Source organism: Candidatus Glassbacteria bacterium, assembly GCA_019456185.1.
GTDB lineage: Bacteria > Gemmatimonadota > Glassbacteria > GWA2-58-10 > GWA2-58-10 > JAJRTS01.
Map to the genome: position 1 here is coordinate 1 of VRUH01000018.1, position 13,372 is coordinate 13,372.

The following is a 13,372-nucleotide window of genomic DNA, read 5'->3' on the forward strand; positions in this document are numbered from 1 at the left end:
ACCGTGGCGGGTCCGGCTCCCCGGTCGGCGCCGAAGCTGGTGAAATTACCGTCCCCGTCCATCCTCCATACGCCTGTGCCGACCGCGAAAAACACCGAGCCGTCCACGTCCTCGGCGATATCGTAAACGGTGGAAGTAGGCAGGATCACGGCGGAATTGCGCTCCGGCTCGATATACCCCGGCCCGGCGACCATCCTGCGCGCCCCGGAAACAGTCCCGACCCAAAAGGTGATTTGTCCCCTTTCTCCGGACCGGCTCAGGCTGACATGCAGGACGCGCTCATCAGGCAGACCGTCGAATTCACCGCTCACAAACCACCGTCCCCCCGGAGGCCGGTAGATTACTCCGTCCTCGGCCGAAGCCGCCAGCACGCCGCCGCCGGCCGTGAGCGCCAGCGAGGTGATATCAACCGCAGGAAGGCCCTCGGCCACCGAGACCACGCGGTAGAGACCCAGCGAGAGATCGTAGCGCACCAGGCCCCCGCCGGTGGCGTACCAGAGGGCGTCACCGGACGGGTCTTTAGCGATCTGGCGGACCTCGTTGTGGTTGGCGAAATAACCCTCTGCGGCAAACGCGCTCCCGCAGGCGGCTGGCGCGATAACGACGAGCAGGCTCAGCAAAACAGCCTGGGATTTAACGGTAACAATCATCGCTGCCGTCCGCTCCCCCCGCCGCCGGATTGTTTGGCGGGTGTGAACGTGAAGCTGCGCGAGGATTTTTGCAACTCCAGCCCGGCGCGGTTGCTTATTCCACTTGCAGTCAGATGGTAGCTTTGCTCCGCAACGAGCGGTTGGGCGGGGTAGAGCAGCAGACGCGTGCGGTCTTTCGCGTCCGAGGCAACCGAATCGACCGCCAGCAGCGAGCCTGTGCTGTCCGGTGTGCGCAGGCTGAACGAGTCCGGACTGAAGAGCTGCAGCGTATCCAGCGGATCGTCGAACACCAGCCGGACTGTCAGTGAGTCGACAGCCTCGGCGGAGCGGAAAACCGGCGCGGTGGTATCGGCGATCTCGAGGGCGAAATCCACCTCCGCCGGCTCGAATATCACGCTGACCGCGGACACTGCTCCCGGCTCGCGAGTGAACTCGAACTCCCCGTTGCGGTTGAGGTCGCTGAAGGCCAGCAGGTGATAGCCGCCGGTGCGGAGGTAGGGCAGGCGGTAGGCGCCGCTGCTGTCGGTGTAGGTGTCATAGACCAGGGTGGTGTCTTTCATCCAGGCGGCGCGGACAACGGCCCCGTAGACGCCGCTGTCGGCGAGAGTGACCGTCCCGGTGATCTCGCCCACATCGAAGCGGCCGCCCGTGGCGAAATAGCTGACAAAAGAGCTGTCGGAGCTCACCCGGTGCATATCGGTGACGCCGGGACGGACCCTGACCCGGTAGGTGACATCGGGGCGCAGGCTGTCACGGGTGGTGAGCTTGAGCGTACTCCCGTCCCAGTTGAACAAGAGCCTGCCGGGGTCGGGGCTCAATTCGACCAGCATCTGCGCCTGCTCTTTCTGCACTTTTTCGCTGAAGGTAAGCGCGATTTCCGGCCGCAGCGGCACACCGGCACTGTCGGAGTGCGGCGCGACAGAGACCACGCTCGGGGGCTGGGTGTCTTCCGGCCCGCCGGGCGGAGCGCCCATCCGGGAGCAGGCGGCCAGGGTTGCCATCAGAAAGAGCGCTATTTTAGCTGTCCTAATCATCCATGCTCGTTTAAGTGTCGGGTGTCGCACTTGAAGAAGTTTCATAACCGACGGTGGCAATTTGTGGTCACCACAAGAGTGAAAGACGGTTTTTGTCCTTTTCCAGTCGATGGAAAGGACGAACAATCTCTGCGGCGCCGCCCGAGGCGGCCCCCGGCCGCCTCAGGCGTGAGCCCTCTCGGCAACAAAAGGGTCGAAGTCACGAAACCACTTGCAGTGATTCATGCCGACCAATGCAAAATACTGGATAGAACCCTCACAGGCAAGAAACCGCCCCTGGCGAAGAAGCGGGCAAAAATCTTGCAAACGCCGGTTGAACGTTTATCTTCAATGCAATTTCACGATCATTCCCGGATAATTCCAATCCTTTCACAGGCTGCGGTCAGAGATGGAGAAAGCAGAGAAGAAGAAAGTGTTCCGCAGGCTGTTGTGGCTGTTCGCGATATCTTACCTGTTGAGCAACGGCCCCGGCTTGCTGCTGGTAAACAAGCCCGTGCTGGTGGGCGGGATGGCCCTGCTCTATGTCTGGGCCCTGTTCTGGGGCGTCGTCCAGATCGGGATAATTCTCTACGCCTATTTCAAGCTGTGGAAACACGAGGCCGACGAGTACGAGCACACCAGCGCTGAACCCGCTGCGGCCGGGGAGGGTAGATGACTCCTCTGCTAATTATCGCCCTCTATCTGGCCGTCTCTTTCGGGATCGGCATTTTCGCCTGGTGGCGCGGGCGGGTCACCGCCGATGACTACTATATCTCGAACCGCAGCCAGGGTTATGTCGTCACCGCCCTGGCGATCATGGCCACATTTTTCAGCGGTTTCGCCATGCTGGGCGCGCCGGGGTTCCTCTTCAAGGGCGGGATCGGGTTCGTGTTCTTCATGCTCAACGTGCCGATCTGCGGCGCGCTGATCTGGATTATCGGTAAACCGCTGTGGCGCCTGGGCAAGAAAAACAACTATATCACGCCCTCGGACCTGATCGCCGATTACTACGACAGCGACACCCTGCGCGTGCTGCTGGTCCTGCTGGGCATTGTCTACATTATTCCCTACGCCGTCCTGCAGTTCAAGGCCGGGGGCTACCTGTTCGAGGTGATCACCGAAAGCAGCAACGTCCAGGCCGGCTGGTTCGCGCTGGGCGACGGGCGGATTACGTTCGGCGCGCTGAGTGTGAGCACCCACGTATTCGGCGCGCTGCTGCTGGCCTCGATCACGATGATCTACACGATCCTGGGCGGGATGCGGGCGGTGTGCTGGACCGACGTGTTCCAGGGCGGGATGCTGGTGATCGGGATGCTGGTGGGCGGGATACTCGTGCTCTGGAAACTCGGCGGGGTTAGGGGACTGTTCGAGCAGGCGGCGGCGATCAGTGTCAACGGCACTCCTCCCGGCGAGTTTATCACGATCCCCGGCCCGGCGGGGATGTTTCCGATTTCGATGATCTTCACCTTCGTGCTGGTGGCGAGTTTCGGCACGATGGTCTCGCCGAGCCAGTGGATGCGCTATTACAGCGCCAAGAACCCGGCGGCCCTGCGGCGCAGCATGATCATTTTCACGGTTGTGCTGAGCGCCTGCTACTTTTTCGGCACGGCGTTTATCGGCCTGGGCGGCAAGGTGCTCTTTCCCGCCCTGGAGCAGCCGGACACGGTCTACCTGCGGATAATCGAAAGCTACCTTCCGCTGGCCCTGGCCAGTTTCTTCGTGACCACGATCATGGCCGCGGCGATGAGCACGGCCAACGGCAACCTGCACGCGATGAGCGCGCTGGTGACCAAGGATATCTACCGCCGGTTTATTCGCTCCGGCGCCGGAGAGCGGGAGATGGTCTGGGTGGGCCGCACGGTGATCGCCACGGCCAGTATCCTCTCGCTGTGGATCGCGCTGATGCCGGATATCGGGATGATCGTCCAGATCGGGCTGCTGTCGATGGCGGTGGCGATGCAGATGTTCCCGTCGCTGATCGGCCCCCTGTGGTGGAAAGGCCAGACCCGCGCGGCCACGGTCTGGGGGATCCTGCTGGGGATGCTCGCGCTGCTGGCCACGTTCCAGCCGGCGTGGTTCGGAATCTCCTGGTTCGGCCGCAGTCCGCTGGGGATCCATTACGGGTTCTGGGGCTTCGCGGTCAACCTGATCGTGATCCGGGCGGTCAGCAAGTTCTCCCGGCCGGTGCCGGCGGAGACAGTGGCGCGGTTTCACGGGGCCTAAGACCCGGCCACGGCCTGACCATTTAATGACTTGCCGGATTGCAGAGTTGGTCTGAAAATCCAGTAGCCGGCTTATTTTGAACAGTACGATTGAACGATGATAGAGCAAGCTATCCAGGGAAAAGCAGGATTCGCGGTAGGTACCGGACGTTGCGGTACTCGATTTGTCTCCGAGGTCGCCGGCCTCGAGCCTGGTGTGGCTTCAAGCCATGAACGCAACGCTTACAATGAATCTTTTCACCGTTACTGCAAATGGTACGATCTTCCGGTAGATAGCGCTGGATTCCTGGCCGCCAAACGGGAGGAAATTGAGGGTGATCTGGCCATAGCTGGATACTCTTTCGAGGCCAGCGGATATTTGTCGTTTTCGATCAAGGAATTATACGAAAGTTTTGGCGCCAAATTTTTGCTGATGCTGAGACGTCCCGATAAGGTAATAAATTCTTTCCTGTTCAAGGGCTGGTATGGAAAACCTTATATCTGCGGCAAACCGAACCTGGCTCCCGGCTACCAGGAACACGAGGCAGAATGGTTCAATCACTTTCTTGCCAGGATTGCTCCCCGTGGTGACGAATTTATTCGCTGGAACAAGCTTACCCGGGTGGGAAAGCTCGCCTGGTACTGGACCGCGCTTAATTCATCCGTACTTCAACAGTTCGCTGAATTACCCGCGAGCCAAAGCATGGTGGTTAAGCTTGAGGAACTGAACTACGTCAAATATCTGGAAGTTGCGGACTTTTTAGGCTACGAATCCGCGATCGGCCGTGAGAAGTTTGAATCGCTGGCTTATAATCCGCCGAATCAGTTCAGAGACTATCGAGGCGCGGCTGTTTGGTCGGACAGGGAGCACGGGGAATTTGAAGCCCAGGTTAAAGCGCTGGCCGACCGGTTCGCCTATCCCATCGATCATGAAAGCCTGCGGGAGAAGCCATCCGGGCAGAAACCCAAGCTTCGTCCCAGAGTCAGACAGAAAATCGGTGATAGTATGCTGAAACTGCTGGGTGGGTATCGGAGGGTCAACGACTCCATAGTATCCAGACTCGAGAAAATGCTCCGGTAAAAGATGCAGACCCATCACGGCCCCGGTGCAGCCTGTCGCAGTTTTTTTAAAAACTGTTGCAACCGATCACCCGTTTAGATTCCACTGGTTAAGCACATAATTTTTTTACGCAGCCAACTTACGAGCCGCATACCTCCCGGTATACTTCTTCAACTTTCCGAGCCAGCCTGTCATAAGTGTAAGGCTCGGCCGTTCCCGCTATTTCCTCTCTGTTCCATTCTTTCAGCAACCCTTTGGATATATTTTCGGCAAGTTTCTGCGGATTCCTGGGCCGGCTCAGAAATCCGACTGAATCGCCGGTGACAATTTCCGGTATCCCGCCCACGTCCGTGGCAACCACCGGGCAACCGCACGCAAGCGCTTCAATGACAACACACGGCCAGCCCTCTCTCCAGCTTGGCAGACAGAACAAGTCGCTGGCGCGCATCATCGAGGCGATAGCCGAACGGGGTTGTAAACCGAGAAACTCAAAGCGGGATTCCAGGCCCAGATTGTTTATCCTGTCCTGCAAACCTGTTTGATAATCATTCGGCCTGCCGGCAAGCCTGATCACAAACTCGGGAGCGTCCCTGAAATCAGACTCCATGATCGAGACTGCCTCGACAAGATCGCCCAGGCCCTTCGACTCGTAAATATTACCGACAAATAATACATCTTTGCAGCCCCGTCTCCAGCCAAGCTTTTCCTTTTCTTTTTCCCTGTGACCATAATAAAAAATATTTCTTTCGATACCGTTCGGAATCCAGTGAATCTTATCCTTTTCAACACCCAGTCCGGCGACCCTGGCAGCTAAATCCCTGCTGACACATGTCAGGGCGTCAGCGGAGAGCAAAACCCGCGTGGTGGCGTCGATAATTTCCCGATCGGGCTTCTTCTCGCCGGTTTCGAACAGCCAGTTGACATCGCTCCCATAGACCGAAACGACCAGTGGAATAGAAAACTTCTCCTTTACAGCCAAACCGACCACACCGAGGTCGTAAGCAGTATGACAATGGATCAGGTCGTATTTTCCTTGCTGACGGGCAAGCAGATTATGCAGCGCCGAGGATTTGCGGTAAATATACTTACCCGGCAGGTGCAGGTATTTGATCGTTTCGATCTTTATCCGGCCAAGAAATTCATCTCTAACGGCCGGGAAATGGACCTCCAGGCCCTTGTATTTGTACGCAGCTTTCAATAATCCGGGAAAACAGGGGACGAACAAAGGCTGGAGCACCTCGTTATCCGCCGCGACATGTTGCATTATATCCAGGATGAAACTGTTTTTCATCCGGAAGACGATATCGGGATCATCCGGGGCCGGCAATGAACTGACCAGCAGCAGTATTTTCAACGGGGATTGAGGCACTCGTTAGCTCCCGGCCTGAAGCCGTGTGATTGGAGAGATTTAATTTCCTCAACTCAAGATTGCCATATCTGTTGAAGCTAATAATACTCCAAAGTCAATACTCCCCGAACTCCTTCACCGCTTCCACCAGGGCCACCACGTTCTCCCAGGGAACCTCGGGTTCAATAACGTGGCTCGGGCCAACCAGCAGCCCGCCGGCCTGCCCCACTGTCTCGATCCGCAGTTTTACCTCGTCTCGGACATCCTGCGGGGTGCCGAACGGCAAAGTGTGCTGGATGCCGATCGTGCCCCAGAACGAGAGCCGGTCGCCGTAGGCCCGCTTGTACTGGGCCGGGTCCACGCATTCGGGCTGGACCGGGTTGAGGACATCCACGCCGATCTCGATCAGGTCCTCGATCACCTCGTCGGCCTTGCCGTCGGTGTGGTAGAACACCAGGCCGTCGGGCTGGTAATGTTTGGCCGCCTCGATAATGGTTTTCATCCGGGGCTTGAGCGTGGCGCGCCAGACATCCGGCGGCAGGAGCATCCCGTGCTGGTTGGCGATATCATCGCCCAGCCAGAGGATATCGTAGCGGCCGAATTTGGCATATGTCTCGAGCTGCCACAGGCGGCACTCCACCCAGCGGTCGTAGACGGCCTCGCACAACTCGCGCTCGGTGAGCGTCATCACCAGGAACTCCTCGATCCCGTACAGCGGCCAGCTCACCTCGAAAATCGTCTCTCCGCCCATCGCCAGGGCGCTGGCCCGGCCCCGGCGGTCGATATCGGCTATCGCGCGGGCGGCCTCGCGGTAGATTTCCGGGTCGCGGTAGGCAGGCAGGGGAAAAGCGTCGACAGCGGCAACAGTATGCTGGCTCTCGGTCAGCGGGGGGATCATCTTGGTGAAATGCAGGCCTTCGGTGTGCTCGTGCATCACCCCGTAGCGGTCGAAATGGTATTCTTTGCCGACAGGCAGACGGCCGCTGTAATAGGTTCCCGCGTAGTCACAACCGGCCCGTGGCTCCAGCAGTTCGTAGTACTCGACATCAGTGTTGAAATAATCGAAATGGTTGGTGGAGCCGCTCATTCGCTCGAATGTGGCCTGGGCCTGGCCGACAAAGCCGTAGCTGAGGTCGAACGGCACGCGGTCGGGGGGCTCGCGGCGCAGGGCCAGGTTGACCCGTTCCTTGGAGTTCATCGCTGTTCCTTATCGACAGAGGTTATTTTTTTCGTCGAATTACCAATAATCCAGCTTCAGAAGCTCTATGCTGACCGTTTTCATCGGGCAGAAGGTCCATACTACCTTTCCGAATCCGGCCGAGACCATATGTCCTGCCCGGTTCAAGCCCGGTGACAATCATTGATTGGTAACCAGACAGGTAGTCGTTATGCCAAGCCACGGTATCCCGGGAGGCGAAAATCACCGCACTCGCCCTGCCTTCGGGCTCGACTCCTTGAATATGTGTTCTCGTATCCGCTTCGTTTCTATAGAACCGGACTCTGACCTCTTTACCGCCGCCCTCATCCGGCGCATGCAGCGCCGCGGCGTACTCCACCTCATTCGGCACCCGGCCGATCATCGTGGCGCTCAGTGCCCGCACCATCGGACGGCCGTCGGGGCGGTCCATGCTCTGGCGCTCCCAGAAGTACCTGAACGATACCGACACCGTCACGCTCAGCAGCGTCCGGCCTGTCTCGCGGTGGACCGAGGCGATAGTATCTCCGGACAGTTGCCAGTCGGCCACAGTGGGATCGGTGTGCAGCAGCCACTCGTAGCGGCGCACATAGCGGCGGGTGCCGCCAGTGGTGGCCAGCCGGTCCACGATCAAGACCGTCCTCGGCGGCAGGAACACCACCTGGCGGTAGAACCTGTCGAGCCCCAGGGTCTCAGGATAAGCCCCGGACAGCTCAGCGGCCAGGTAGACATAGTTTTCGCCCTGTTCGTAATGCTGAAGATCAACCCTGTAAGCGGGGTCGAACCGCTGCCCGTGCCCATCGATCATGACCGTGCTGTGGAACCGGCCATCGCGCCCACCGTAGCCCGGCGGGCAGAGCGGAAAAGCGCCATCGGCCCACAGGTACAGTGACCCGGCATTTGCATGGACATGTGCCATCCCGCCGGGCAGGCGGGTGTTGCCGGCCTTCCAGGCGGCCGTGGCCGCGCGGCCGAGCATGTGCCCGCCGGCGAAAAACAGCACCGGGTCGCCCTCACTCCAGCCGGCACGCAAGATTGCGCTGTCCCAGTTGGGGTAGAGCGTGCGTGAGGGCAGCGTGTCCGGCGGCGATGGCGTCACCGTGGGGTCGTACCAGAGGAACTGCCACGGCAGGCCGTGGACCTCGCGCTCGGCCAGCGGACGCATGTCGCCGAAAGCGTAGGGCGCCTCCCAGGAGAGTTCGTCGGGAGCGGAGCTGTCCAGACGGGCCTCGCGCAGAGCCAGCCACTGGGCGTGGGAATCGCGGTAGCGTGCGGCCAGACGCATCAGCACGTGGGCGCTCACGCTGCCCAGGGTCCCGTAGCGGCCCGAGCGGTAACTGTCGCCGATAAACATGTAGGAGTCATCGGGCATCCAGTGGGCCAGGCGAAACCGGGCAGTGTTTCTGAGCCAGGGATGCTCGTAGAAATCGCGCCCGCCGGCTCGGGCCAGGCAGTCGAAAAACATCAGGCTGGGAGCCAGCCCATAGACCCAGTCCGCCGCACCCTCGGGCCAGTAACCGTTTTCGCCCAGCAGGTCGATCGCCTTGCCCAGTTCAGTTTCAGCAAAGGCGACCAGCGAGTCGGCCCCGTCCCACTCGTCACGGATACTCAGCGCGGCGATTCCGATTCCGGCCACGGGGATCCAGAAATCGTGATGGGTATAGATCCCGCCCCACCATGCGTTATCCGCGCCGGCGCGGGCCTCCAGCAGGATTTCCACCGTTTTCGATTTGACTCTTTCCCTGAATAGCGGAGGAAGCCCGGCGTAAAACAGATCGTAGCCATGTCCCAGGCTGGCGGCGAACACTCCGATATGATAATTTCCCCCGCTTTCAGCAGGAGTTTCCAGCAGGGCCTCGATCCAGCGCATGCCGGCGGCCAGGTATTTTTCCTCGCCGGTGATATTGTACAGCAGGCCGTAGGCGGTAATCGTGCTGAATGCGGTTTCGTGGTGGCGCTCGGAGACTCCGATCTCAGCGGGCGGAGCGCTGTCGAGATGTAAATCGCCCCAGTAGCGCAGTCGCCGGTACTGGGACAATTTCTGTCCCGCGGCCTGGGCCTTGAGCGCGGGGATATCGTCAGCGGAAAAATAGAGGCGGGGATGACCGGCTGCGCTCAGAGCAGAAGGTATCACAAGTGAGAGGCAAAGGGCTAAAAAGGTTCCGGCCAATCCAGACAGCCTCATCTTTCCTCCCGCAAAAAATATGCTGCGGCAATGGAGCGGGCGGGACCTGAACGGCCCCGTCCTTTTATTATCAGCGCAAAAACTCTTAGCGCGCCACCCGGGCGCCGCCGCCTTTCATCACTTTTTCCACCTCGCCCAGGGTAGCCATCGTGGTGTCTCCGGGGGTGGTCATCGCCAGCGCCCCGTGGGCCGCCCCGTAGTTGACCGCTTGCTCAGGAGTCTTGCCCGCCAGGAACCCATAGATCAGACCACTGGCGAAACTGTCGCCGCCGCCGACCCGGTCGTAGATCTCCAGATCGGGGCGCCGGAGCGCCTCGTAGAACTCCCCACCGGTCCAGAGAATCGCGCCCCAGTCGTTGGTGGATGCGGTCTTGGCGTTACGCAGCGTGGTGGCCACACCCTTGAAAGCGGGGAAATCCTTGACCACCTCGCCGATCATCGCCCGAAACCCCTGGGGATCGAGTTTGGAGAGGCCCTTGTCCACGCCCGGGACCTCGTAACCGAACGCGGCGGTGAAATCTTCCTCGTTGCCGATCATCACGTCCACCAGCGGGGCGATCCGGCGGTTGACCTGCTTGGCTTTCTCGGTGCCGCCTGCGTTCTTCCACAGGCTGGGCCGGAAATTGAGGTCGAAACTGGTGAGCGTACCGTGTTTTTTGGCGCATTCGAGCGCCTCGATTATCACATCGCTGGTGGTTTCGCTCAGCGCGGCGTAAATCCCGCCGGTGTGGAACCAGCGCACGCCGTCGGAGCCGAACAGTTTTTCCCAGTCGATATCGCCGGCGGCAAGCTGGCTGGCAGCGCTGTTGGCCCGGTCGCTGCAGCCCAGCGCGGCGCGCACGCCGTAGCCGCGCTCGGTGAAATTCAATCCCACCCGGCTCTCGCGCCCGATCCCGTCGAACGGGACCCACTTGACATAGCTCATGTCGACCCCGCCCTGCAGGATCAGGTCCTCGAGCAGGTGGCCGACCTCATTGTCGACGATCGAGGTCACCACGCCGGCGCGCTGGCCGAAACAGCGGCGAAGGCCGCGGGCCACGTTGTACTCGCCGCCGCCTTCCCAGACCCGGAAACTGCGGGTGGTGCGGATCCGGATATCTCCGGGGTCGAGACGGATCATGATCTCGCCCAGGGAGACGATGTCGTATTTGCAGCTTTCTGAACTTTTCGGAGTGATATTACTCACGGGTCCTCCCGTCCTGTCTGCATCTTAAGTTGTGTGATGAAAAATAGTCGGTTTTTCCGGTGCGGATCGTATTTCCGGCGAGAGCGTTTTGGAGCGCAGCGCTGCCGGGCCATAAAAATATAATTCCCTGACGGTGATGGCAAGGGTAAGGCGCGGGCTGGCGCATCGCCCACCGGGACCGGCGGGGACATTGTCCGCGCGGGGAGATAACAGCTACCGGATTCATCTCTTTCTGGCCACGATAACTGCTATCCCATAGCAATCCAGTAACAGCGAAACTTTGTCGATCAGATAGCCAAGCGCACGATCAGCCAGCAGCAAGGAACTGCGGAGCAGGCCCAGTTTGCGCAAACGTTCATATCGCCCGGCGGTATCCCTGGACGGTTCGTAAAGTACACGGAACAAGTCACGATAAAATTTTTCGGGATCCCCTCCTAGCCAACGGGCGGATGAATACCGCAACAGACAATTGGCCGACATCCTGAATATTGCATCCGATGTAAAAATTCTCTCCGTGGCGCACTCGTTGTTGGAAACCAGTTTCTCGAGGGTATTTTTGTGGAACAGCACGAGGTGACGGGGGATGTCATCGAGTTTCAACACCCGAGCCGCCAAGCTGTTAAAATTAGTTGTCAGTAAGACTAGAAGGCCGCCAGACTTCAACACCCTTACCGCACGCTCCACCTCCAGCGATATTTCCGGAATATGTTCCAGCACAGCCCAATAAGTTATAACGTCAAAATGATTTGCGGGAAAATCAGCGGAGTCCAGGCCGCCATAATGGACCGGCAGATCATAGAGATTCGGTGCGCGGTCGCTAAATTCCACTCCCTGCACATCCCATCCCCGGCTTTGCATGAAGGCCAGGAACTCGCCCTTCTGACACCCCACGTCCAAAATTCGGCCCGGACCGCTGACAAGATTAGCGAAACACGAGTATTTTTTTACGTTGATTCCTCTTTTTTCGGCGAGCAGGGCCTCGGGATCAGCCTCACGGTTGTAGTACTCATCAGTGTAGAGATCGGGGATATATTTAAAGGCGGGCCTGGGGTTGATAAATCTCAAACCACAGCTCCTGCAGCGCACGACGGTATAAAGGTTCGGATCAGCGATGTTTAACCTGTCCGGTGTCGTGAAAATCGGCTTGTGCTTAGCCGAACCGCAAAGGGGACAATTGACTTTTACAAGCTCAATCAAGGAAAATCAGCCTGATGGTTGAGTAGATATCTCGCACTTTTTGCATGTCTTTTGCTGTATGTGAAATTCGGAGTTATTATATATTTATTACCGAAATCGAACACACACAATAATAACCGGTTCCGATGCCCGATACCCAAAACAAAAGTAACGAGTTGATGGAGCGGGAGGACTGGGATGAGTTCTGGGATGGAGTTAACCCGGTCGAGTACGTACGTTCCCTTACATATTACGATCGCCTGCTCCTGGCATTCCTTTCACGACAGATTCGCCACAGCAGGCCCGCCAGGGTTCTGGAACTCGGCTGTGTCTATTCGAAAAACCTGCACCACCTGCCCCGCTCGATTGATTCTGTTACACAGTTCTACGGGCTGGATACCTCGCTGGCCCCGCTGAATGCTTCCGCCTGCTTATTCGACAGCCTCAGGGTCAGCTTGACCGCGGGCGATTTTTTCGCTGCCCCTTACAAGCCAGGCAGTTTCGGCCTGGTAGCCAGTTTCGGCCTGATCGAGCATTATCTCGATCCGCAGACGTTCCTGAAATGCTGCCTGGGTTTGCTGGAACCAGGTGGCATTCTGATTGCCGGGTATCCATCTTACCAAGGGCTGACCGGCTGGCTTCAGCGCAAAGTCAACCTCGCTGCACTGGAGCACCATTTCAGTCTACCGTCCGGGAAAATGGCCGCTGAATTCGAGCGAGCTGGATTGATCGAGGTGAAGTCCGAGTACTTTGGTCTGTTCAATCCGAATATGATCGGCTGGGGAAAAGGGAGGTTGAGAAGAGGTCTGATGTTCGCTTTTTTTGCTGCGGCCAGGCCGGTGGAATGGCTGTCCAGGCTTGTTCGGGTAACCAGTTTGCCAGGCTCGTTGTCGTCCTATATAATCGCCAGCGGCCGGAAACCTGACTGAGATCTAGATCCTGCCCCGGCGACAACGCAAGGTCTAATCCGTTTTATCCGTCAGTAATGCAATTAATTTCCTGACGGTGACCCGGTAGTCGAACATCTCCTCTGCCCGCCTCCTGCCCACCATGCCCATCTTTGCGCAGCGCTCCCGGTCGGCGAGCAGTTCCCCCAGCTTTGCGCTCCATTGTCCTGGCCCGTCGGCGAACAATCCCGTCCGGCTCTCTTCCACAATCTCCAGGTTGGCTCCCACCGGGCTGGATAGGGTAGCCACCCCGGCGGCCATGTACTGGATCAGCTTGTATCCTCCCTTGCCCCGTTCCCAGGCGGTGTTCTCCAGGGGCATCAGGCCCACGTCGAGCGCGGGCAGCTCTCTGCTTTCCGCCTCTGGCGACCACTCGACAAACCTGACCCTCGGCCCCAGCGTGCCGGTATC

At 58.9% G+C, this 13,372-nt stretch carries 12 protein-coding genes and 1 pseudogene (1 of these 13 cut by a window edge); 4 read left to right on the forward strand and 9 right to left on the reverse strand.

All coding sequences use genetic code 11. The features are described 5' to 3' along the window. Nucleotides 1-650 (reverse strand): hypothetical protein (locus FVQ81_08590; protein ID MBW7996605.1); only part of this gene is annotated, 650 nt, incomplete at its 3' end. Continuing rightward, complete coding sequence (locus FVQ81_08595; GenBank protein ID MBW7996606.1) at nt 647-1,729, reverse strand: hypothetical protein; 1,083 nt, start codon at nt 1,727-1,729, stop codon at nt 647-649. The genes FVQ81_08590 and FVQ81_08595, both read right to left, overlap by 4 nt. A gap of 343 nt (nt 1,730-2,072) precedes the next feature. Between FVQ81_08595 and FVQ81_08600 the strand changes: the two genes are divergently transcribed. The 3 genes from FVQ81_08600 to FVQ81_08610 all read left to right on the forward strand — a co-directional run bounded on the left by FVQ81_08600 (nt 2,073) and on the right by FVQ81_08610 (nt 4,945). Next, nucleotides 2,073-2,339 (forward strand): hypothetical protein, encoded by a 267-nt coding sequence (locus FVQ81_08600; protein ID MBW7996607.1) that lies wholly within the window; start codon nt 2,073-2,075, stop codon nt 2,337-2,339. Beyond that, nucleotides 2,336-3,886 carry a sodium:solute symporter family protein gene (locus tag FVQ81_08605; protein MBW7996608.1) on the forward strand — a complete coding sequence of 517 codons (1,551 nt, stop codon included), beginning with the start codon at nt 2,336-2,338 and terminating at the stop codon, nt 3,884-3,886. Before FVQ81_08600 ends, FVQ81_08605 begins: the two co-directional genes overlap by 4 nt. 96 nt (nt 3,887-3,982) lie before the next feature. Then, a complete protein-coding gene (locus FVQ81_08610; protein MBW7996609.1) occupies nt 3,983-4,945 on the forward strand; it encodes a hypothetical protein in 963 nt (320 codons plus the stop codon). A gap of 118 nt (nt 4,946-5,063) precedes the next feature. Here the strand turns inward: FVQ81_08610 and FVQ81_08615 are convergent, their stop codons facing one another. The 5 genes from FVQ81_08615 to FVQ81_08635 form a co-directional block, all read right to left on the reverse strand. Beyond that, on the reverse strand, nt 5,064-6,293 hold the full coding sequence (locus FVQ81_08615) for a glycosyltransferase family 4 protein (protein MBW7996610.1): 1,230 nt from the start codon (nt 6,291-6,293) through the stop codon (nt 5,064-5,066). A gap of 94 nt (nt 6,294-6,387) precedes the next feature. Beyond that, nucleotides 6,388-7,470 carry a hypothetical protein gene (locus tag FVQ81_08620; GenBank protein ID MBW7996611.1) on the reverse strand — a complete coding sequence of 361 codons (1,083 nt, stop codon included), beginning with the start codon at nt 7,468-7,470 and terminating at the stop codon, nt 6,388-6,390. Between the two features lie 22 nt (nt 7,471-7,492). Continuing rightward, nucleotides 7,493-9,652: a hypothetical protein gene (locus tag FVQ81_08625; protein MBW7996612.1), complete on the reverse strand. Its 2,160-nt coding sequence runs from the start codon at nt 9,650-9,652 to the stop codon at nt 7,493-7,495. 85 nt (nt 9,653-9,737) lie between these two features. Further along, entirely contained in the window at nt 9,738-10,838 is a 1,101-nt protein-coding gene (locus FVQ81_08630) for a sugar kinase (protein MBW7996613.1), read from the reverse strand. 222 nt (nt 10,839-11,060) lie between these two features. Beyond that, entirely contained in the window at nt 11,061-12,035 is a 975-nt protein-coding gene (locus tag FVQ81_08635; protein ID MBW7996614.1) for a class I SAM-dependent methyltransferase, read from the reverse strand. A gap of 125 nt (nt 12,036-12,160) precedes the next feature. Between FVQ81_08635 and FVQ81_08640 the strand changes: the two genes are divergently transcribed. Further along, nucleotides 12,161-12,943: a class I SAM-dependent methyltransferase gene (locus FVQ81_08640; protein ID MBW7996615.1), complete on the forward strand. Its 783-nt coding sequence runs from the start codon at nt 12,161-12,163 to the stop codon at nt 12,941-12,943. Nucleotides 12,944-12,976: 33 nt separating this feature from the next. Here the strand turns inward: FVQ81_08640 and FVQ81_08645 are convergent, their stop codons facing one another. Further along, nucleotides 12,977-13,282 (reverse strand): glycosyltransferase family 4 protein, encoded by a 306-nt coding sequence (locus tag FVQ81_08645; GenBank protein ID MBW7996616.1) that lies wholly within the window; start codon nt 13,280-13,282, stop codon nt 12,977-12,979. Further along, nucleotides 13,282-13,372: pseudogene (locus tag FVQ81_08650) on the reverse strand (glycosyltransferase family 4 protein) (it continues 635 nt past the right edge of the window). Before FVQ81_08650 ends, FVQ81_08645 begins: the two are co-directional and overlap by 1 nt.